Below are 23,452 nucleotides of genomic sequence, written 5' to 3' on the forward strand. Positions count from 1 at the left end.
CTTCTTCATACTTCCCACTTCGTCTCCGTACTTCTAAATACTCTCTTTTCTTTTTCCTTAGATGAAAAAGAAACAAAAAATCAAGGCTTACGAAACTTTATCTAAATTTTTCATTCGGCATCTAAATTTTATGAACTCGCTATCGTATTTCTGCTAATACCTAATTCCTCACAGCTCAAACAGCATAAAATTTTACGCTGCCTTACTTCAAATTTTACGATAAACTTTTGATAGGCCGGTTCACAAAATAGATTTCATAATATGCTAATTTGAAAATTTGCTAATAAACTTTTTAATTGGGACATTATTCTTTCTATCCTAAATTTGTTTTAGTTCCTTAATGTCACTTCGAGCGGAGTCGAGAAGCTTTCGTTAGAACTCTATTTTCTACATCCTGGTTCTTGTCTCCTGGTTCCTGATTCACGTTAAAATAGAGCCTCCAAAATGGCAATTATCGGTTTATTTGTTTCTCATTCCAATAAAGACATCTACTTGCTCCACAAATTCACAAAACACTAAGGCTTTTCAGGTAATTTCTTTAAATTTGGAAGTCTACTAACATAAATAGTCCTTGAAAGATAATAAACCCACTCCAAAATGGAAATTAAAGCTTCATGAAGTAATTTATGAAGCCGATACGCCAGCAGGAAAATTCTTTGATGTTGCACTGCTTATCATAATCCTGATAAGTGTTGCGCTGGTGATGCTGGAAAGTGTTCCGGAATATTTTCTAAAGTACTACTGGGAGTTTTATGTTGCAGAATGGATCATCACGATCATTTTTTCCGTTGAATATATTCTCAGGGTTATTAGCATTAAAAGGCCAAAAGCTTATATTTTCAGTTTCTATGGGATTGTAGACCTGCTCTCCACCATACCCACTTATATCGGACTTTTTGTTGGCGGAGCAAACCTTCTTTTTGCAATACGGGCGTTAAGACTGCTAAGAATTTTCAGGATTCTGAAGATTACCCGGTATATTGGGGAATCCAACAAACTTATGGAAGCCCTAAAAAACAGTAGGGCCAAAATTATAGTTTTTCTTTTCGCCGTCCTTATCATCTGTATTATTGCAGGAACTTTAATGCATCTTGTAGAAGGACCAGAAGGTGGTTTCAATAACATCCCGCTAAGCATTTACTGGTGTATTGTGACCCTCACAACCGTGGGATTTGGAGATATTGCTCCTGTAACACCTTTAGGAAGGCTTATTGCTTCCTGTATTATGATCACCGGTTACGGAATTATTGCTGTACCCACAGGAATTGTAACTTCGGAATACAGCAAAGCTACTTCATTTAAAAAACCCATAAAAAATACCCAGGCCTGCCCGGTTTGCAATGAAACCAAACACCTGGATAACGCTGAATTTTGCCATAACTGCGGAAACAAACTCAATGCCTGATCCTTTTCTAATAACCATTGTTGGGCCTACTGCCATTGGTAAAACTGCACTGGGAATAAAACTCGCACAGCATTTTGATACTGAAATTCTTTCTGCAGATTCCCGCCAGTTCTTTAAAGAAATGAAGATTGGTACGGCCGTTCCTGAAGAGGAAGAGTTACAGGCTGCACCACATCATTTCATTCAGCATATTTCTGTGGAAGAAGAATATTCTGTGGGGGATTTTGAAAGGGATGCGATTGCGAAACTCGAAGAACTTTTTCAACGGAAAAAAGTTGTGGTGATGGTTGGCGGCAGCGGACTTTATGTTAAAAGTATTCTTGAAGGTCTGGATTATTTTCCGGAAGTTGATCCACAGATAAGAGCAGATCTTAACAACGAAAGCCTGGAAAACCTTCAGCGAAAATTGGCAAATTTCGACCCTGACTATTATCAAAAAGTAGATGCTGAAAATCCGCACCGACTCATACGCGCACTGGAAATTTGCATTGGAACCGGCAAAACCTATTCTTCATTTTTAAACAGAAAAAAAGAACCGCGAAATTTCCGAAGTATACAAATAGGACTCACGGCAGAAAGGGAAAAAATTTATGAGCGCATTAATCTAAGGGTTGATAAAATGATGGAAACCGGCTTGCCTGAAGAGGCCAAAAAGCTTTTTCCGAAGCGACATTTAAACGCACTGAATACCGTTGGCTATAAAGAGCTTTTTCTACACCTGGAAGGAAAAATTTCTGAAGAAGAAGCAGTAGCCGAAATAAAAAAAAACACCCGCCGTTTTGCTAAAAGGCAGCTTACCTGGTTCAAAAAAGATACTGCTATAGCATGGTTTAAAAACACCACACCACCGGAAGAAATTATAGCTTACGCAGAAAAGCAGATTAAAGATTCCTCACAATAACCCGGCGAATCAGCTCTTCTTCGTTTCCATTCCTTCTGGTCGAAATCCGGAGCACGTAAACTGCACTTGCTACTTCCCCTAGGCTCATCGCATATTCTGTTACTGTTTCATCGTAATTAACTTCTCCAATAAACCTGCCGCGCATATCGTAAGCCCTGATATTTAGAATCACCACATTAGCGGGCGCATTAATTTTAAAGCTCCCATTATTCGGGTTTGGATAAACAAAAACATAATCATCGTCATCAAGCAAAGTACCGCAGGTTCCCGGCGGTGTATTTATAAATACAAGAAAACTTGTCGTGGTGGCATTATCGCTCTCGTCTGTTACAGTCACATAGACAAGGTTAGAGCCTGTATTTGAACAATCAAATTCTGTCTGACTTACTTCATATCTCAACCCATCAGAACAATTATCTGTGGCGGTAACTATAGATTGTAAATCTTCTTCTGTAAGAATGGCGATTCCATCAGCATTAATATTTAACGAGATATTTTCTACCGTAACCTGCGGCTTAAAATTTTCTGCAACAGTAACCGAAAATTCGCAGAAGGTCTCTTCCCCGTTTTCAGTATAATAAAAACGTTCCCGGTTAACCCCAACATCCTCACAGGTAAAATAGGTCCTGCTTACCGAAAGTTCTCCGGAAGGATTCCCTCTGTACACATCGTTAATATCCAGATAGGCTTCCCCGTTTACATCCAGTTCCAGCGTTACGCCGTTTACACAACTCACCGGGCCCGTATTGGGATCTCCAGCTACGGTAACTATGGTTTCACAGCTATCTGTATTTCCGGCGGCATCGGTCACCGTTAATGTTACGGTATTATCCCCGACATCTTCAGTTGTAAACATATTTTGATCGATCGTCATCTCTACAATTCCGCAGTTATCGGTAGAATTGAAGTTGAGTTCTTCCGCAGTAAGCGTAGCCATGCCGTCTACAAGCGTTAATGTATATCCATCTACACAATTGGCTACCGGAGCCACTTCATCTTCTAAAAACAGGTTAAAAGAGCATTCGCTGGACATTCCGTTTAAGGTGGCGGTTAAGGTGATGACGGTATCTTCGGAAACCATCTCGCCCTCCTGCGGACTCTGGGTTACCACCGCATCGGGATTACTTACTGTCGCCATTGCGGTATAATCGGGTACCTGAAAATTGCAATTTTCGAGCACTTCTTCAGTTTGATCTGAAGGACACTGAATTTCCACCACTTCTTCGGAAGATAATAGCAACGGAAAGCTGCAGGTAGTACTATTCCCGGAATTATCTGTGGCAGTAAGTGTAATTTCGGTATTATCCCCTGCAGAAACTGAAGTTCCCGGAGCCGGACTTTGATCTACGCTAACTGATCCGCAATTATCGAAGGCCATAATTTCTTCAGAATAATCGGGTAAAATAAATGTACCATCGGCATTTTGCTGCTCATACATTTCTTCGGGACAGGCTATAGAAGGAGCAGTTTCATCCTCCAGTACTACCTGGAAATAACAAACATCGCTCTCCTCTCCCGCAGTAACGCTAAATTGTATTTGTTGCGTCTCATATATTATGGTTCCTGGTACAGGAGACTGGGTAACTTCAGCAGTTGCACGATTTACCTCCAGTAAATCTCTGTAATCCGGAAGCATAAAACCGCAGTTTTCATCTGCAACTTCTACCTGGTCTATTGGGCAGTTAATATTTAGAGGATCAGTAACGGCGGTGACTGTTATCGTAACCGTAGCAACATTAGAATCGTTTTGACTGCGGTGAAGGTAATAATCAAACGTATCTTCGCCTGTAAAATCTGGATCGGGCGTATAAACAAAAGACCCGTCTCTATTCAGCAGCAGCGAACCATTGCTCACTTCTGATATCTGGATCGCTTCATATGCATTCATATTCTCCACCTGATCGTTTGCCAATATACCATCCTCAACTCCCACATCCAGGATTTCTCCCTGTTCTACCGTATAAAAATCGTCAACCACTACCGCGGAAGCATTTGCAGACCTAATGGTCACCTCTACGGTATTGGACTGTAAATTTCCATCGGTAGCGAAGTAAGTAAAACTATCCATACCGGGAAAGTCATCGTTAGCCTCATAGGTAAAAGACCCATTGGGATTTAGCGTAAGCTCGCCAAAAGCAGGAAGGTCCACGACTTGGGCAGTTATATCATCACCCTCGGGATCGCTGTCGTTTGCCAATACTCCCGGCGCATTGCGCGTAAAAACATTGTTAGGTTCTATAGTATATTCATCTGGATTGGCTACAGGCGCCGTATTTCCAGCGGAAACATTAATGTACACCGTCGCTTCTTCAGACTCGCCTTCACTGTCGGAGACGTAGTATGTAAAAGTGGCTTCTCCCGTAAATTGTGGGTCAGGTATATAGGTAAAAGCGCCACTTTCAGAGAGATCAAGAGAACCATTGGTGACAGGGGTTGCCTCATACACTGTAAGTTCGTCTCCCTCGGGATCTTCATCATTAGCAAGCAAACCTTCGGTAGCATCAACAATTAAAGTTTCTCCCTGCGGAATAGTATAAAAATCGTCACGGGCAATAGGTTGTACATAATCTATATAAATAGTGACTGTAACTTCGTTAGATTCTAATATTCCATCGCTGGCGGTGTACGTAAAAGTATCCAGACCATTAAAACCGGCATCGGGAACATATACAAAAGAACCATCGCTATTAAACGTTAAATCGCCACCCCTGGTATTGGTAACAAGGCTGGCACTAAGCTCATCGCCATCTGTATCTATATCGTTCGCAAGTACCCCGGGAGCATCTACAATAAGTTCTACATTCGCATCTGTTCTATAGGTATCGTCTTCGGCTACAGGCGCTGTATTTCCAGCGGAAACATTAATAACCACCGTCGCTGTGTTAGATGTAGTTGTACCGTCAATCAGCCGGTAAGTAAATGAATCCTCTCCCGTAAAATCATCTACCGGATTGTAAGTAAAGGAACCATCGGGATCCATATCCAATGCTCCTTCAGGACGGCTAACTATTTCTATCTGAGGTAATGCTGCCGGATTAAAATCATCATTATTTAAAATCCCGGTAGGCTCAGGAACTAAAAACAATTCAGAATTGTCTTCAACAACATATTCGTCATCCCGGGCTATAAGTTCATCAGGAGTATCTCCAGGTACAGTAACCAGGAAATTACAATCAAGCTCGTTCCCCGCTGCATCGCTCACAGTAATATTTACCGGCGTATCTTCTGTAATTGGAGTACCAAATTCCGGAGTTTGAACTACCGTAAAATTCTGCTCACAAAAATCAAGATTGTAACGACTAATGTAACTGCCAATAAAATAGCCCTCTTCAGGATCGTAATCTGCTTCCTCTTCTTCCGGCGGACAGTTAAGCGCATCGGGCAGCGAAATATCCAAGTTAACCTGGACATAGCAAATATCCACCTCTCCCAATGCAGTTGTAGCAATTACGCTTACTTCTGTATCCTGATAAATAGCAGAACCGGGAGTTGGCACCTGCGTAATAGTGGCAGGAATGTTTGTCGTGGCCTCACCAGTATAATCGGGAACCGTAAATGTGCAATATTGATCAAGACTACCTTGTTGCGGACCGGGACAACCTGAAATTTCCAATGGCACCTCGACATCTTCCTCTTCTAAAGTAAGTTCAAAACTACAATCTGCAGTCCTTCCTGAGGCATCTTCTATTCTGAAGAAAATTTGTTGGCTTGCATCAATTACATCTCCCGGCGCAGGAGTTTGGGTGATAATAAGATCTTCTGTTGGAGTACAATTATCTGAAACGACTAATTCGTCACGATAATCGGGAACTGTAAAACCGACTTCCGGATCGAAATTTGCCGTTTTGGGACCTGCACAGGTTTCAATATCGGGAATTTCATTATCTATAATCGTGACTGTAAAAGTACAGGTAGCGGTAAGTCCGTTTTCAGCTGTTGCCGTAAAAGCCACCTCTGTGTCACCAAAAGGAAAGTTATCTCCCGGGCCTAAATCGCTTGTAACTACTACAGCAACAGGATTTCCTTCGCTATCTTCAGCTTCCGGAAGGGGAAAATGTACTACAGCTTCACATAACCCGGGAGCTGCATCCTGTGTCATACCGTTTGCACTCGGGCACTCTATAAAATTTGGTGCAACTTCGTCTGTAACTTCATTAAGTGTAAGCGTAAAAGAACAACCCCCGGAAATATTTTCTGAAGCATCTTCTACGGAAAAAGAAATTTGCTGAGTTGTAAAAATAGTTTCTCCCGGTGCGGGATCCTGAACAATATTTTGTCGTAATTCTTCTTCTGAAGTGCAATTATCTGAAACCGTTACTTCAGCACGATAATCGGGAACTGTAAAACCGACTTCAGGGTCGAAATTTGCCATTTTTGGAGCCGGACAAAAAACCTGCGGCGCCACATCTTCGGTAACAATTACTCGGAAACTACAGTCGGCAGAATTTCCTGCTTCATCTGTAGCTGTATAGCTGACCGTGTGTTCTCCTATTGGAAAACGGTCTTCAAATCCCAGATCACTCGTAAGTTCAACCTCCACATCTCCGGAATTATCTGTAGCCTCAGGCATTTCGAAAGGCGCTGCCACATCACATTGGCCTGTTGCGGTGGTTACTGTAACAGGATCTGGTGGGCAGTTGGTGAAAGTAGGTGCAACTTCATCTGCATTTTCAGTGATAGTAACTGTAAAACTACATTCAATGGTATTACCTGAAGAGTCTGTGGCAGTATGGGTCACAATTGTGGGTCCAAGCGGAAAAGCTTCTTCGGATGCAGGACCGGCTGTTCGATCCACATTCGAAATTTGGCAATTATCGTCAAATGTTGGTACGTCATATTCTACTATCCTACCTGTTTCTCCGTAAGAAACTGTGAAATTTTTATCTTCCGGACATTCAACTATAACCGGGTCTTCATTATCTAACACTGTAATTTGGGCAGTACATTCTGAAGATAATCCGGTTTGATTATCTGTTACCCGAAGTGCTACCTCCACATCATTCCCGGCATCATCACAATTAAAATTATTTCTGCTAATTAGCCGTAAATTCACACCATCAAGTGCAGGATCTGAACCGTAAATTTCTCGTGCTGTGATTTGTGCCAGGCCGTTTTCATCTAAAAATATTGTTTGGTCGTTGCAATTGGGTTCGGGTGGTACAGGAGTATTATCTTCTACAGTAACATTTACTGTACAAGTTTCGCTAAGTCCTGAGAAATCGGTGATAGTAAGTTCTACCGGAACAACACCCACATCATTACGGGTAAAATTATATCGAGATAGACTTCTGGAACTTATGGCACAATTGTCTGTAGAATTATTATCAAGGTCTTCCACTGTAAGAGAGGCTTCTCCATTTTCATCGAGTTCCAATGTAAAGGGAGCTACGCAATTTGCTATAGGAGCAATGTCATCCACAACTGTTATTATTGAAGTACAGGTATCGGAAAGATTTGTTGCAGGGTCTGTAACGGTAAGCTCTACATTATTTGGTCCTAAATTAGTACAATCAAAACTGGAAATATCAATATCTAGATCCAGGTCTTCGTTTCCATCAGAAACTTCCGCTGCTGTAATTTGAGCCTGCCCGTTATCATCTAAAAATATTGTTTGGTCATTACAGTTAACTTCGGGTGTCGTTTGTTGCTCCCATATTTCTATATTTGTATTACAAATTGTACTATTTCCCGTTAAATCGGTTACGATTAAACTTAAAGTATGGGTTCCGGGACTATCAAATTCTGATCTAGCAAGTTGTATAGATGCTATCCCACAATTATCATAAGAGCCATTATCTATTTCTTCTGGAATAATTGTTAGTTTTCCATTTTCTAAATAATATTCTTTCCCTGGTGGGATGCAAATAGCATCAGGAGCCTGTGTATCGGCTATAACGATATCAAAACTACAGGTAACAGGGGCATTTGTACCATCATCGGCTTGGAAAATAATAGTGGTAGTTCCAACAGGAAATTCATCTCCGGAATCTAGTGCTGTATTATCAACTCTTGTCACGGAAACATTTCCGTTTTCATCGGTTACAGTTGGAGTATTGAATGTAACGATAGCACCACATTGGCCGGGATCGTTATTCCTTTCAATATCCGAAGAGCAATCCTGAAAAACAGGTGGAGTATCTTCCTCTTCTTCAATAATTACCTGGAAAGTGCAAGCTTCTGAAATATTTCCAGCGTCATCAATTGCTGTTATAGTTACTGTTGTAGTTTCAGTTATAGTAGCACCTTCAGGTGGATCCTGTACAAATTCCAAATCATCATCACAATTATCTATAAATTGTGGTAAATCAGTATAGTCGGGTATACTAAAATTTCCATTTGTTAAATCTTCTTCCTGATCGCCTGAACAAGAAACCAGAACAGGAGCTTCAGTATCGTAACCTGGTGATCGTTGATAAGCTTCTAAGTCAAAATCTATATTTATATCTGGCACTTGAACACAGAATCCAAATACACATCTTTCTCTAATTTCCCCCTCAAATATAGAATTATTTACATACAATGTTCCGCAACTTGAAATAGCAAGATCAACTGGAAAATCAATTTCAGAAGAAATGGTTGAACGGTAAGTATTATTGGGATTAAAAACATCGACATTAAATGCATTGTCTGCTATTCCCTCTTTAATAATTTCAAAAACCTCATAAAATTCATCAATATCATCAGTGGCTTCTAAAACCCTGGAGAGATTAATATTCTCACCAAAATCTGCAACAAAAATGTTGTCAAATTTATCAATTATTACACTTCCTGGTGATCCAATCTCATCACTATCAATTTCATCAACTTGAGTCGGGTTAAAACTATTATCAAATTGTAATACCTTTACAGTTGCATTGTCATTCTGACCCAATTCAGCCATGTAAAGGTGTCCCAGACTGTTTACAGCTAATCTGTAAGGAAAATTTAATAGGACTCCCTGAACATTATCAAATTCATTTATCAGATTGTTTTTATAATTTCCTGATGCATCTTTTCTGTAAATTTTAATTGAACTTGGTCTTGGTGGATTATCAGTGCCTATATAATGATCGGCAACATAAAGGTTATCTTCATTATCAAATGTAAGTCCCGTAGGCCCTTTAAAACGATCTGCCCCTGAAGTGCCGTAATTTCCATTACCCAATTCTTCATTAGGTAAATAAATCCCTTCAGGTGAATAAACTCTTATATACCTTCTGTTACTCTCATTAGTTGCCACAAAAAATTTCCCTTCGCTATTAATTGCGAAATCTAATGGATTGCTCAACCTACTATTCTGATTTGGAATAAAATCAATTAATCCGTCATTGTCTCCTATTCTTTTTATTCCATTGCCGAAAGTCAAAACGAATTTTTCTCCTTCTGGATTCGTTTCTACAGCAATTATTAATCTATTAAGTTTGGCCTGAGGATCCAGTGCATCTGATGTATTTACTGAAAATCGATCTAAATTTCTGGATTCAGAAGCATCATGATTATAATTAGGCTCCTGCCCCGCAACATCCTGAAAAGTAAAAAAGAAGGAAAAAATAAGCACAAAAAGCCCTGGCGGAAGGATTCCGGTAAAAGTTTTTATGGTAGGGTGGTAAAAAGAGCTTATCATCTAGGGCCGCACGTCATACTTCAGCCCCAAAGATAAGTATAGTTTAAGGAAGTGTGCAGGCGCGTTTTGTTAAGTTTTAGCCCGCTGTTTTAACATTTTTTTAAAATGTTAGTTTTTTAAAACGCTAAAGCCCAGGACGATAATTGCCAAATTTCGTGCCTCGCTTTTATTCTTCAGATTTAGAAAAACCTCCATTCCAGGAATCCCCGTCCCTGAAATGGAAGTTTCACTAAGAAACTGAAATTAATTGGTGCTATTATTTATCTTCTTCGTCTTTTTCCTCGTTCTTAACAACAAGACGGAATCCTTCCCCGTGAATGTTCAGGATTTCCACATTTTCGTCTACTTTAAGGTATTTACGCAGCTTTGCGATGTAAACGTCCATACTCCTGGAAGTAAAATAGTTGTCGTCCCTCCAGATTTTGGTTAGTGCAAGTTCCCTTGGCATCAAATCGTTTTCATGTAGTGCTAGAAGACGCAACAACTCATTCTCTTTTGGAGACAGTTTTTGTGGTTCGCCATTGTCGTAGGTTAAAAACCTCAATTTTGAGTTCAAATGGAATTTCCCGATCTCAAACTCAAACTGCTTACTATCGGCAACACTATCTGTCGCTTTGCGTTGCATGATCGCCTTGATCTTCATTAACAGCACTTCACTGTCGAATGGTTTGTTAAGGTAATCATCTGCCCCAACTTTGTAGCCTTTAAGCACATCTTCCTTCATCGCCTTGGCGGTTAGGAAAATAATCGGGATTTCTTCGTTCTTGTCACGAATTTCTTTGGCCAGTGTGAAACCATCTTTATAAGGCATCATCACATCCAGGATACAAAGGTCGAAATCGTCTTTTTTAAACTTTTCGAAACCTTCCATTCCGTTTTTAGCATGAGTGACCTCATAGTCATTCATCGCCAGGTAATCTTTTAAGACAGTTCCGAAATTCGGATCGTCTTCTACTAATAAAATTTTCTTTTCTTCAGTTTCCATATATTAAGATATTAGTGGTAATTTAATTATAAATGTTGTTCCTTTTCCTTTTTCGCTTTCCACAAAAACTTCCCCGTGGTGGTCTTCAATAATCTGCTTTGCATAAGCCAGACCTAAACCGTGACCCTTCACATTGTGGATATTTCCTGTGTGTTCGCGATAAAATTTTTCAAATACTTTCTTTTGGACCGCCCTTGTCATCCCGGCTCCCTGATCCCTGATTTTCACAATGATCATATTCTTGACATTTTCAGTATAAACATCAATCTTGGGCTCATTGGGACTGTATTTTACCGCATTGTCCAGAATGTTTACAATTACATTGGTAAAATGATCTTCATTGGCCAGAATTGAAGATTTTAAAGCTGCAAAATGTGTTTGTATATATCCGCCCCTGTCTTCCACTATCAATTCCACATGCGTGATGGCATCTTTTATAATCTCGTGCAGCCTGTGCCTTTCTTTCTTAAGGTCAAGCTCGTTTTTTTCCAGTTTCGAAATCCGTAACACATTCTCTACCTGGGCATGCATCCTCTTATTTTCGTCCCTTATCATCTTCAGGTAGCGGTTAACCTTTTCCTGATCGTTAATAATCTTCGGGTTTTTTATCGCATCCAACGCCAGGTTAATCGTTGCGATAGGCGTTTTAAACTCATGCGTCATATTATTAATAAAATCGGTCTTGATCTGGGAAATCTGCCGTTGCTTTATTAATTGTGAAAGTGCGCTGGAATAGGCAATCACTATTATTAAAGTAAGGATAATCGACAATGCAGCCATAAGAATTACAGACGACAATACCACTTCCTTCTTACCCATAAAATTTACGATAAGCCTGTAATTACTGTTGCCTGCGGGATCCATAAATAACGGAACGCCATAGGTGGCAGGATGATCCAGCGAAAAATCGTCTGAATGTAAATTTGTCGAAATCGAATTATTAAAAACAGCAAATTCAAAATCAGATTTAATATCCCGCCGCTTCAGCTCATTTCCAATAAGCGTCTTGATAGTTTCCTCACTCACCCTGGTATGTACAGGTAACTTTGCGGTTACCCCTTCAATAAGCCGGCGCAGTGATTCTTTTTCCACATCCTTCATCCTCACCATTCGCTCTATCTGCTGCTGCGCACTCAAGCCCTGTCCATCTATATTCTTCTTTACTACATTGGTTACCCTCTTATTAATAAGTTTGGTAAATTGAATACTGTCCTGATCTGTATCTAAAAATCCTGAGGATATCTTATAATCTTTTTCCAAAAAGGACTCGGATTCGAAAAAATCTTCGTTCCTGAACTCGTCCCTGTCCATAGTAAAATACTCTGTAAGGGTGACGCCCTGCAGTGAACTGTTACTTTTATCTATAGAATCAAACCGGAACCAGTAACTTTCCAGCTCCCTGTTTTGTATTTCTTCTGAAACACTTAAAAGTACCTGTTTTGCATCATAAGAAAATTGCGCTTCCCTGTCGTCTATCGTAGTCTTAATCCAATATCCCTGAACGAAAATAATGCCGATAAGGGAGAGGCTCATTAGAACAACGAGAAGAAAAAAAAGCTTCTTATTCATGCCTCAAAAGTAAGATTTTAACATTTAGAGGTCTGAGGGTTTAACCAAATGTTAACAAAAGATGGGCTAATTTTTACGCACTTTTAAGAGAACAGCGTGTAGATTTTCCACATCCCGGCGGGTTTGCTCCAACTGAAGGTTTTCAATCTGGAAATCTGCAAGGCCGGCCTTCCGTTCATCATCCCATTGATTATTCATTCTGGCTTCGATATCTTCTACAGAACTTTGATCACGTGCTTTAATCCGTTTGATTTTTTGGTCGTGGGGAGCGGTAACGAGAATGGTGTAGTCACATTTTTTATATCCGCCTTTTTCAAAAAGTATGGCAGCTTCGTAAATTACATAAGGTGCATCCTGCTGCAATTTCCATTTTTCAAAATCTGCAGCCACGGCAGGATGGATAATATTATTAAGGAGGTCGAGTTGCGTCTTATCATTAAATACTTTGGAAGCAATGAATTTACGATTGGGAAGTTTATCAATGTAAGATTCCGCACCAAAGAGCGTGGTAATTTCCTTCCTTATATTTTCTGAAGTATTCATCAGGTTCCTCGCAGCATCATCTGCGATATATACCGGAATCCCGAGATCCTTAAAAAAATTCGCCACGGTGGTTTTTCCGCTTCCAATGCCGCCGGTAAGACCTACAACTTTCATCGTATTATTATTTTTTATTTCTGATTGTTTATTATTTATTATTCCAGACTGACTGAAGGTGTCTCGTATAGCGGAGTCGGTACGTTTTTTTCTGAACTTAAATTCCCTCATTTGTTCTTCTGTCATTTCAAGCGCAGTCGAGAAGCTCCTTTTTAATTCTTGAAATCAAATTTTCTCCTTGTTCTTCTGTCTCGTCGAGCGGAGTCGAGACGCTTTTAGTTCGATTTGTCTGTCATTCTTCTAATGGGTAAAGCAAAGCTTCGACAGGCTCAGCCGGAATCTCGTTTGTTTTCTTCTACAAGTCTCACTGAGCTTGTCGAAGTGTGGTTTGATTTTCTTTTTCTAACATCCTGTTTCTTGCCTCTTGCTTCCTGATTCAGTTTAAGATCGATCCACTGCAACCAACCCCTCGACTCCGCTCGGGGTGACATTCGTTTATCATTGCTACTTGAACTTCCATGATTCTTGTCTCCTGTTTCCTCTTTCAAGGTTTGCTAATGAACTTTTTAATCGGACTAGCAAAGCTTCGACAGGCTCAGCCGGAATCTCGTTTGTTTTCTTCTACAAGTCTCACTAGCTTGTCGAAGTGTGGTTTGATCTCTTTTTTCTAAAATCCTGATTCTTGTCTCCTGTTTCCTGATTCAGTTTAAGATCGATCCACTGCAACCAACCCCTCGACTCCGCTCGGGGTGACATTCGTTTTTCATTGCTACTTGAACTTCCATGATTCTTGTCTCCTGTTTCCTGATTCAGTTTAGGATAAAACTTCATCCCCCGTAATCCCAATCACTTCTTAATTACAAACTGAATTTTTCGTTCGCTCAGTCTTACATTAGTAACAAAATCGGGTTTTTCAATAATTTCAGCTAAAAAATAATCCTGTTCTTCCCTTACCCGCGAGTAATCACAAACGACTCTAAAATCTGAAGCTTTTACTTTCTCGTAATCATCCAGATTAACCTGGTAATACAATAAAATCCGCTTCGGAAAATAAGCCAGGTTCAGGTTATCTGGCACATTTGTTACCTCTACCGGGATCTGCACACTACCTTCAGTATATTTTTCTACCTCCAGAGAATACCGTACCTCGGTCTCATAAAAACTTATCATGTTCATATTGGCGGTATCCAAAGGAATCATTCCGGAGACATCGCGGTTTATCCCATTCCTTTTCAGGTTTACCGTCTGCACCCTGGTGATGGTGTCAATCACATTTTGTGGTCCGCTAACGGTAATTGAGTCGGGTTCCAAAGCAATACTTTCCCCTGCAGAATAACCCACAGCGTAATTAATCTCAATATTCGGAATAACAGCGACCCTTGTTTCTTTCTTAGGCTGAAAAGGAATCCTTATTTCATCTTCCAGGAAAGCAGAATTTTCCAAATCTATCTGTAGTTCCTCCGAAATTTCGCTCAGGTTACTGTCTATTACATACACCAGGTTGCCCTCCTCTACTTCAGCATTAGCAAGATCTACATTTAGCTCTGGTTTAAAAAGCTGGTAGTAAATAATAAAAAAGCCGCGGTCCTCGATGCGCAAAGGCACACTTTCGGGCTTTTCATTAGATATACTTTTGTCCAGCGGGGCGTTGGTATATTGTAACGGAATTTCAATAATTTGCGTGTACTCCTTGGAAAGCTGCACCAACAGCCATGTAAGCGCTGAAAAAAACAGAAAAACACTAAATGTTTTTACATTTGCCTTTTTAAAACTTCGTCTACGAATCCTGAGCCTGTTGAGCATCTTTAAAAAATAAATGAGGAAACACTTTTTCCTCGTTTTTGTTTAGAACCTGAATTTGCCAAAATGATTTCAGAAATCCATAACCATAACCTGAAAACTGGATAAAAACTGCCGGTATTGCTAAAATGCCAATTTTCATGCTTCTGTTTCTCACCGCAGCATCTATGCCAATTACCCCGAAATATAAGACATATATTCCAAGGAACATATTCAGGTCGAAAATTGCCAAAATAAAGGCCACACTTAATCCAAGAATAAAAACTGAAGGAAACCAGTAGGTAATTTTAGCAGATCCCGGGTGCCATTTGTTTAAAACAGGTCTTACCAACCCGAATTTCTTTACCTGCAGGTAAAATTTAGCCCAGTTGATACGCCTTTTATGGAAAACTTTAGCTTCCGGAATAAGGCAGGTGCTAAAATTGGCAATTATCAGCCTTAAGGATAAATCGGGATCTTCGCCCGGATGAATTCTTCCGAAGCCGCCCGTTTTTTCAAAAGCTTCTTTTGAAATTCCCATATTGAAACTCCGCGGCTGAAATTTATTTACCGAAGATTTCTTTCCGCGGATTCCGCCGGTGGTTAAAACCGAAGTCATACTGTAATCTATGGCTTTTTGAAGATCGCTGAAGGATTCATGTGCCGCATCTGGCCCTCCAAAGCAGTCGCAGTATTTATCCTGAAGAAAAAGATCGACCTGTTTCAGATAATCTGAAGGAAGAATTACATCGGAATCCAGGATGAGAAAATAATTCCCTTTTGCACGTTCCATTCCGTAATTCCGGGAACTTCCGGGACCGGAATTCGGTTTAAAATAATAACTTATCTGAAGTTGATCTTTAAATTGAGAAACAACTTCTTCAGAAGAAACCGTGGAACCATCTTCTATAATCACCACTTCAAAAAGAGCTTCAAAATCGAGCTGAAGCATACTTTGCAGCAGTTCCCTTATTTCTTCCGGACGGTTAAAAACGGGAATTATAAAAGAATAATTCAATTTCATTTAATAAAGTGATACAAAAAAGGCTGTTCAAAAAGCAAAGTCATCAAATTACTTGATGAATTACCTCTTTAACAGCCTTTCCTTATTTTATACGGAAGCAACTATTCTTCCTGGTCTTTTATAAAAGCATCCATCACCTGCTGGCTCACACCCATGTTTGAGAATCCGCCGTCGTTGTATAAATTCTGAAGCGTCACCCTTTTTGTCAAATCTGAAAACAGGGAAACGGTATAATCTGCACAATCCTGAGCGGTTGCATTTCCCAGCGGCGACATTTTATCTGCATAAGCAATAAATCCGTCAAAACCTTTCACTCCTGTTCCGGCCGTGGTTGGCGTTGGAGACTGTGAAATTGTATTCACACGGACTTTCTTTTCTTTTCCGAAGAAATAGCCGAAGCTGCGCGCGATAGATTCCAGATAGGCTTTGTTATCTGCCATATCATTATAATCTGGAAAAACTTTTTGGGCAGCGATATAAGAAAGGGCAACGATACTTCCCCACTCATTCATCGCGTCTTTTTTATACAACGCCTGCATGGTTTTATGAAAAGAAACCGCAGAAACATCCCATCCCTTGGCAGTATAATCGTAGTTCATATCTGTATAATGATTGCCTTTACGCACATTTACAGACATCCCGATGGAGTGCAGTACAAAATCCAGTTTCCCTCCTAAAATCTCCTGGGCCTTATCCACAAGGTTTTCAAGATCTTCAACTTTAGTGGCATCGGCAGCAATAATTTCAGAACCGGTTTTCTCACCAAGATCCTTAATATTCCCCATCCTCATTGCTATAGGTGCATTGGTAAGCACAAATTGACCACCTTCCTCATGTACACGTTCAGCAGTTTTCCATGCGATAGAATTCTCATCCAGCGCACCAAATATGATCCCTTTTTTTCCTTTTAGCAGGTTATATGACATTTTTTATTCTTTTTGGTTGATAGCGGGTAAAGATAACAAAGATGTTTGAATTTTATTCCTTCTTCTCCATTTGTTAATTGGGACAAGAGCTTATTTTAAAGTGTAAATTTTGAATTTGGAATTTTTTCTTTGTCTCGAATTCAAAATTAAAAATTTCAGGTTTCAGGTTTCAGGTTTCCGCTAACGCAGAAATTATTAAATTAACTTCTCACTCTTCACTCTTTCACTCTTTCACTCTGCACTACTCATCCATTCGTACTTCTAACCTCGAACTTCCTGGTAACTTTTCATTTTCAAATTAGCACATTTTCAAATTGCTTTTTCACTCTTCACTAAAATCACTCACTCAACAACTCCTTAGCATGTGCCCGTGCAGATTCGCTGATTTTGTTACCTCCCAGCATCATCGCCAATTCTTCTACTCTATCCGGAGTTTGAAGTTGCCTTATTTTTGTGGTGGTAGTATCTGCCGTGTCTTCTTTAAAGATTTTGAAATGGCTGTTTCCTTTTCCGGCGATTTGCGGAAGGTGAGTAATTGCAATTACCTGCATATTATTCCCCATTCGCTGCAGGATCTCTCCCATTTTTTGGGCAATATCGCCTGAAACTCCGGTGTCGATCTCATCAAAAATAATGGTAGGCAGGTTACTTTGTGCCGCAAGAATGCTCTTTACCGCCAGCATAATCCTGGAAAGTTCTCCGCCGGAAGCTGCTTTTTTCATTTCCTTGAATTCTCCTCCTTTATTTGCCGCCAGATACCAGGATAACTGATCCTGCCCGTTCGGTAAGAATGTTTTTTGCTTCTCGAGATCAATTTTTAGCCTCGCATTTGGCATTCCCAGAGCTGCAAGGGTTTCTTCGGCTTCAAGGATAAACGGAGGAATTATCTTTTTACGATTTGCGCTAAGTTTATCGGCAATCTTTTTTAAATCTGCTTCTTTGTCGGCAATGGCTTTGTTCAATTCGGAAAGATCGGTTTCTGCGTTTTCACTGGCCGAAACTTTCTTCTGTAGTTCTTCCTGGATTTCCTGTAATTCTTCTATACTACCCGCAGTATGTTTTTTCTGAAGGTTATAAATAAGCTGAAGTTTTGCATTTGTAGCTTCCAGCTCTTCAGGGTTGGCCTCTACCCTTTCCAGCGCTCCGGAAATTTCTTCAGCAATATCATCAAGCTCAATGATCACGCTCTGTACCCGATCATGCATGCTCCCATAATTTGCCGAAAATGTGGAAATTTTGGCAAGGCTTGCGCGCACTTCTTTCAGGGTTTCCAGACTTCCGATTTCCTCCTGGGTCACATTGTTAAGTGCAGCACTTAACTGTTCCGTTAATGCTTCAACATTGTTCAGCTCTTCGTAACGCTCTTCCAGCTCTTCCTGCATTCCCGGCTTAAGCTTGGCTTCCTGGAGTTCATCCAGCAGAAATAAATTATAATCATATTCTTTCGCTGCCTGCGCCTGTTCTTCTTTTAATTCCACAGCACGTTTTTGAAATTTCTTGTACTCCTTTAGATGCTGCTTGTATTCAAGGATAACACCTTCATTTTTAGCAATGGTATCAATCACCTGGAACTGGTAATCTATATTCCCAAGGCTCAGCGTTTCATGCTGACTATGAATATCAATAAGATAAGCACCCAGTGCATTTAAAGAATTCAGGTTTACCGGAGTATCATTTACGAAAGCCCGGGATTTTCCTGAAGCAAGAATTTCCCTCCGAATAATCGTAGTAGCTTCATAATCCAAATCTTCAGCCGTAAAGAAATCCTTCAGCTTATAATTTGAAATATTGAAGCTGCCTTCTATAACGCATTTTTTATCTGAATTACGGATAGCGCCATAGTCTGCCCTATTCCCCAAAAGAAGGCCCAGTGCGCCAAGCATAATAGATTTTCCTGCACCGGTTTCCCCTGTAATCGTGGTAAAACCAGGTTGAAGATTAATATTTATATCTTCTATTAAAGCGTAATTTTTTATTGAGAGTGCTGTTAGCAATGTCTAGAATTTTGAGCCTAAATATACCTAAGAAATAATTGCGAATCAAACTAAATGCACTTATTGAAGACTATTCCAGTTTCTGGAATATCGCGGTGCAATATTATTTAGAGTTTGAACCAATGGCGGCAGTGGAATCTCTGGCCCACCACCAAAAACACGTTCAATTTCATCTGCTTTTGAATCGAAGAAAGTTCGCAACAGCAGGGAATTGGATCTGCGACTGTTCATTATTTCCAGCTTTTCCAGCGACCCGACAATGGCCATTTTTCCAGCCTGGAGGTCCTGATGCATTACATCAAGTCCAAGCCGGTGATACTCGTATAAAGCAACACGATACTCGGCGTAAGTATTAGAAAGTAAATCTGTATTTAACCTGTAGCGCGACCGGGAACCGTCTGTCCCCCTCCAGCCACGGGAATTTCCCTGCTGTGCGGTGGTGACAATGCGGTTTGCTTCTTCAAAATATTCGGTACCGCCATTTAGCTGAAAAGTATCGGCATCCAATCCTAAAATAGTATAAACGTAAAAGGATATTACAGAAACAAGATTGGAAACATAGGAATTCTCGCTGTAGTTTAGCGGTTGATACTCCCTGTAATTGAAATTGAATTGTTCATCATTAAAATTGAAGACGGGGGAAATCATGGTAGTTCCATATACCGGACGGGAAGATTGCACCTGTATAGTCCCGGTGAAAGACTCACCCTCAAAACTGTTGATAGTGATAAACATACTACAGTTAACCCGTTCGTGATCTTCGTACTCGCGATTAGTCCAGATGTTCTGATTCACAAAATCTGAAAGCGACCGCTGCAACGTGCGGAATACGGAAAGATTGCTCTGCCCGGTTTGTTCTGTATTTATAATAATCTCACAATTAAGTTCCTGCGCAGTTATTGTGCTGAAACTAATTAAACACAAGCAAAATGTGAGAATTCTAAGCATCGAACAATTGTACAACTTCATTTAAAATATCCCTGGCAACTTCATTCTTCGGCTTTACCGGGAAAGCCACCTTTCTTTCAGGGTAAACAACAGTAATTTTATTGGTATCTTTTTTAAAGCCTGCCCCTATGTCCTTCATAGAATTGAGCACGATAAAATCCAGGTTTTTCTTTTTCAGTTTACCTTTGGCGTTTTCCAGCTCGTTGTTGGTTTCCAAAGCAAAACCTATTAGTTTTTGAGAGGTTTTTTTCTCTCCCAGAGTGGCAAGGATATCCTGCGTCCTGGTGAGTTCTATGCTAAACTGCTCTTCTGCCTTCTTGATCTTTTGATCGGCAACCACTTTAGGTTTATAATCTGAAACTGCCGCGGCAGCTATTACTACATCTACATGCTGAAAATTGGCATTTACAGCATCAAACATATCCTGCGTACTCACCACCCTGATTAACTGAATTTCCTCATTTTTCACTTCCAGGTGCGTTGGTCCGGAAACCAGGATCACTTTAGCACCCAGGGATGCAGCAGCTTCTGCAAGCTCAAAACCCATTTTCCCACTGGAATGGTTTCCAATAAAACGTACAGGGTCTATAGCTTCGTATGTGGGCCCTGCAGTAATTAAGAGCGTTTTGTTTTTAAGTGGTAAACCCTGAAAAAGATGATCTTCAATAAACTTTATGATCTCTTCCGGCTCTGCCATCCTGCCTTCGCCGGATAGTCCGCTGGCAAGTTCACCTGTCCCTGCCGGGATCATTATATTCTCATAGCTTTCCAACGTATGAAAATTGTTTTTGGTAGACGGATGCTGGTACATATCAAGATCCATTGCCGGAGCAAAAAATACCGGACATTTAGCTGAAAGATATGTTGCCAGTAAAAAGTTGTCGCTGTTTCCCGTGGCCATTTTGGAAAGTGTATTGGCCGTTGCCGGGGCTATAAGCATGAAGTCGGCCCAAAGGCCAAGCTCTACATGGCTGTTCCATACTTTATTTTCATCTTCTTCTTTAGTAAAAGAAGACAAAACTTCATTTTTGGAAAGCGTGGAGAGTGTAAGCGGAGTTATAAAATCCTTAGAAGCCGGTGTCATGATAATTTTTACCTGAGCACCGGCTTTAATAAATAATCTTGTTAAAGAGGCTGTTTTATATGCAGCAATTCCGGCAGTGATGCCTAAAAGAACCTTCTTGCCTCTTAATACAGACATATTGTTTTATGACTAAGCTTCTGAATCCAGTGTGTTGCGGTAGTAGATCTTCTCATCCAACCACTCCTGTACTGCCAATGCATGCGGCTTAGGTAATTTCTCGTAAAACTTGGAAACTTCAATCTGCTCCTTATTTTCGAAAATCTCATCCAGACTATCGTTATAAGTAGCGAATTCATCAAGCTTTTCAAGCAATTCCTTTTTAATTTCAGAATTGATTTGGGTTGCCCTTTTAGAAATGATTGAAATAGCTTCATAAATATTGCTCGTCGGCGCATCTATTGCATTCCTGTCATAAGTTACACTGTTTACCGGCGCATCTGTTTTCTTTATATCCATCTTACTATTGTTATTAAAAATTCTGTAATCTTGCATCTATGTCGTTTAATGATGCTTCTATAGCCTCACTGTATTCACCTTCGGGATAATACTTCCTGTACAATGAATAATGTTCTTTTGCTTCTATTAACCGCTCTTCCATCAACTGAAGGTAACTGTTAATTGCCAGTTCGTAAGCAGCATCAAATTTATAATAAAAAGCTGCTTCCCTAAAAGGCGAACCGGGATATGTGGCAATAAAATTATCGAAGGAGACAACTGCAGCTTTATAGTCCATAGTTTTATGATATTGCTTGGCAATCTCATAAGCTTTTTTCTCGAGTTTGATTCGTAATTCTGTAGCCATGTCATTTGCCTGCTCTGCATATTCCCCATCAGGATATGTATCCAGATACGTTTGCAATAGTATTATTGCTTTATCTGTTTCGGTTTGATCAAGATCATACCGCGGCGACTCGTAATAATTACTGGCTGCCATTTTAAACATGGCTTCTTCCGCTTTTTCACTTTCAGGGTAAGTTTGCAGGAAACGTTCAAACTCAAAGGAGGCCAAAAGATGATCGCCAACCTGGTAATAAGTATCGGCAACTAGATAGCTAATTCGCTGTCCCTGAGGTTTACCTCTTAGCTGAGGCGTAATCTGTTCGAACAAACGCAAAGCTTTTCTAAGGGTGCGGTTACTGTTTTCTTCCTTGCCTTCGTTATATAAATTCTCTGCGTAAGCATATTTTTCCCCGGTATCCTCACTCTTCAGCATCTTTTGATATTCGCCGCAGGACACTGTAAGTAATACAACAAAGAGAAGTAAAATTCCTTTTTTCATCATTTGTAAAAACATCTGGCAAAAATACATTTTTCTCCACTATAAAAAAAACTTTCCATAGCTACAGGAATAACCTATAAATCAGGAAATTATTATACAGGAAATTAAAATTCTACAAACACTTCAGCCTTAGCAGTCGCTACGAAAGATTAAAAAGCGTCTACGAAATCTTCAATTTTATTTTGAAGGGCATCTGTCGCTCTTACCAATGGTAGCCGCAGGTTATTCTTGCACAACTCTTTTTTGGCCAGCAAAGTTTTAATTCCCGAAGGGTTTCCTTCAGCAAAAATAAGGCTTATAGAAGGTGCTATTTTGTAATGAAGTTTATAGGCTTCTTTGGATTTCCCTTCCAGCCCCAATCTTACCATTTCCGAAAACTCTTTAGGAAAACCCTGTCCAATCACAGAAATCACTCCTTTTCCTCCGGCAAGGATCATTGGTAAAGTAATCATATCATCTCCCGAAATTACCAGAAACTCTTCCGGCACGAGGCTAATAAGCTGCATAGCCTGTACCATATCGCCCGCCGCTTCCTTTATCCCGATGACGTTGGGAATATTGCGCGCTATACGATTAACGGTTTCAGGCAGTATATTAGAAGACGTTCTTCCCGGCACATTGTATAAAATAACAGGTTTTGGGGACGCATCTGCTATGGCACGAAAATGCTGATAAATTCCTTCCTGAGTAGGCTTGTTATAAAACGGCGAAACAGACAATACTGCTGTGAAATCCTCAAGATCGGACTCCCCCAGCTCTTCTACAAGGGCCATGGTATTATTTCCGCCTATTCCCAACACCAAAGGAAGCCTGCCGTTATTTTTGGCAATTATTGTCGCAATAACCAGCTCCTTTTCCTCTGCAGTGAGCGTAGCACTTTCTGCTGTAGTACCAAGTACCACAAGATAATCTACCCCATTCTGGATCTGATCTTCCACAAGCTTTTCCAGTGCTGCAACATCTACAGAAAAATCATTATTAAACGGAGTAATTAAAGCAACTCCTGTTCCTATCAAAGCGTCCATTTTATTCAATTCTTTTTATAATTATTCAATACTACATCCCCGTTTCAGAAAAAAATTTCCTTCTGGCTACTAAAACTTCATAATCTGCAAAAATGTTATTGTGATTCCGGTATCCAATATGAATTTTGCTTCAGTTTTGATTATTTCCTGAAAATTTTCAATTCTTTTAGAGCTTCAGAAGCTTACTTTTTACTTCTAAATAAACAGCCTTACTTAATAAAGAAATTAAAGCCGGACTTTATTTTGACAATTTTCATGTTCTGGTAAAATAAAACTGCGGTTTCCTGATTAAGGGGCACAAATGTAATTAAAATCTATAAAGGCTAAAGTCTG

The 23,452-nt window shown here is 40.0% G+C and carries 15 protein-coding genes; 2 read left to right on the forward strand and 13 right to left on the reverse strand.

Going from position 1 to position 23,452, the window contains the following annotated elements; translation table 11 throughout:
* Positions 1-571: 571 nt before the first annotated feature.
* Together RM549_RS00620 and miaA are read left to right on the forward strand one after the other, a co-directional pair.
* Complete coding sequence (locus RM549_RS00620; RefSeq protein WP_311679651.1) at positions 572-1,405, forward strand: ion transporter; 834 nt, start codon at positions 572-574, stop codon at positions 1,403-1,405.
* Positions 1,398-2,306 (forward strand): tRNA (adenosine(37)-N6)-dimethylallyltransferase MiaA, encoded by a 909-nt coding sequence (gene miaA / locus RM549_RS00625; RefSeq protein ID WP_311679653.1) that lies wholly within the window; start codon positions 1,398-1,400, stop codon positions 2,304-2,306. The genes RM549_RS00620 and miaA overlap by 8 nt, the downstream gene beginning before the upstream one ends.
* Here miaA and RM549_RS00630 read toward each other — a convergent pair.
* From RM549_RS00630 to dapA, 13 genes are all read right to left on the reverse strand, one after another.
* Positions 2,287-9,909, reverse strand: a complete 7,623-nt coding sequence (locus RM549_RS00630; protein WP_311679655.1) for a cadherin-like domain-containing protein — start codon at positions 9,907-9,909, stop codon at positions 2,287-2,289. The two genes, miaA and RM549_RS00630, sit on opposite strands and share 20 nt — an antisense overlap.
* A 256-nt stretch (positions 9,910-10,165) precedes the next feature.
* Positions 10,166-10,894: a response regulator transcription factor gene (locus RM549_RS00635; protein ID WP_311679657.1), complete on the reverse strand. Its 729-nt coding sequence runs from the start codon at positions 10,892-10,894 to the stop codon at positions 10,166-10,168.
* 3 nt (positions 10,895-10,897) lie between these two features.
* Positions 10,898-12,463, reverse strand: a complete 1,566-nt coding sequence (locus RM549_RS00640) for a sensor histidine kinase (protein WP_311679659.1) — start codon at positions 12,461-12,463, stop codon at positions 10,898-10,900.
* A 66-nt stretch (positions 12,464-12,529) separates the two neighbouring features.
* Entirely contained in the window at positions 12,530-13,246 is a 717-nt protein-coding gene (gene coaE / locus RM549_RS00645; RefSeq protein ID WP_311679661.1) for a dephospho-CoA kinase, read from the reverse strand.
* 660 nt (positions 13,247-13,906) lie between these two features.
* Positions 13,907-14,863, reverse strand: coding sequence for a YbbR-like domain-containing protein (locus RM549_RS00650; protein WP_311679663.1), 957 nt, complete (start codon positions 14,861-14,863; stop codon positions 13,907-13,909).
* Entirely contained in the window at positions 14,838-15,863 is a 1,026-nt protein-coding gene (locus RM549_RS00655) for a glycosyltransferase family 2 protein (protein ID WP_311679665.1), read from the reverse strand. Before RM549_RS00655 ends, RM549_RS00650 begins: the two co-directional genes overlap by 26 nt.
* 101 nt (positions 15,864-15,964) lie before the next feature.
* Positions 15,965-16,789, reverse strand: a complete 825-nt coding sequence (locus RM549_RS00660; RefSeq protein ID WP_311679666.1) for an enoyl-ACP reductase FabI — start codon at positions 16,787-16,789, stop codon at positions 15,965-15,967.
* Positions 16,790-17,127: 338 nt separating this feature from the next.
* Entirely contained in the window at positions 17,128-18,783 is a 1,656-nt protein-coding gene (gene recN, locus RM549_RS00665) for a DNA repair protein RecN (RefSeq protein ID WP_311679668.1), read from the reverse strand.
* Positions 18,784-18,843: 60 nt separating this feature from the next.
* Positions 18,844-19,731 (reverse strand): type IX secretion system protein PorD, encoded by an 888-nt coding sequence (gene porD / locus RM549_RS00670; protein ID WP_311679670.1) that lies wholly within the window; start codon positions 19,729-19,731, stop codon positions 18,844-18,846.
* Positions 19,724-20,932 carry a bifunctional phosphopantothenoylcysteine decarboxylase/phosphopantothenate--cysteine ligase CoaBC gene (gene coaBC, locus RM549_RS00675; RefSeq protein WP_311679672.1) on the reverse strand — a complete coding sequence of 403 codons (1,209 nt, stop codon included), beginning with the start codon at positions 20,930-20,932 and terminating at the stop codon, positions 19,724-19,726. The genes porD and coaBC overlap by 8 nt, the downstream gene beginning before the upstream one ends.
* A gap of 12 nt (positions 20,933-20,944) precedes the next feature.
* Positions 20,945-21,271: a DNA-directed RNA polymerase subunit omega gene (locus tag RM549_RS00680; protein WP_311680648.1), complete on the reverse strand. Its 327-nt coding sequence runs from the start codon at positions 21,269-21,271 to the stop codon at positions 20,945-20,947.
* 13 nt (positions 21,272-21,284) lie between these two features.
* Positions 21,285-22,109: an outer membrane protein assembly factor BamD gene (locus RM549_RS00685; protein WP_311679674.1), complete on the reverse strand. Its 825-nt coding sequence runs from the start codon at positions 22,107-22,109 to the stop codon at positions 21,285-21,287.
* A gap of 134 nt (positions 22,110-22,243) precedes the next feature.
* Positions 22,244-23,119: a 4-hydroxy-tetrahydrodipicolinate synthase gene (dapA, locus tag RM549_RS00690; RefSeq protein ID WP_311679676.1), complete on the reverse strand. Its 876-nt coding sequence runs from the start codon at positions 23,117-23,119 to the stop codon at positions 22,244-22,246.
* Positions 23,120-23,452 lie beyond the last annotated feature (333 nt).

The organism is Autumnicola patrickiae, assembly GCF_031846525.1.
Lineage (GTDB): Bacteria > Bacteroidota > Bacteroidia > Flavobacteriales > Flavobacteriaceae > Autumnicola > Autumnicola patrickiae.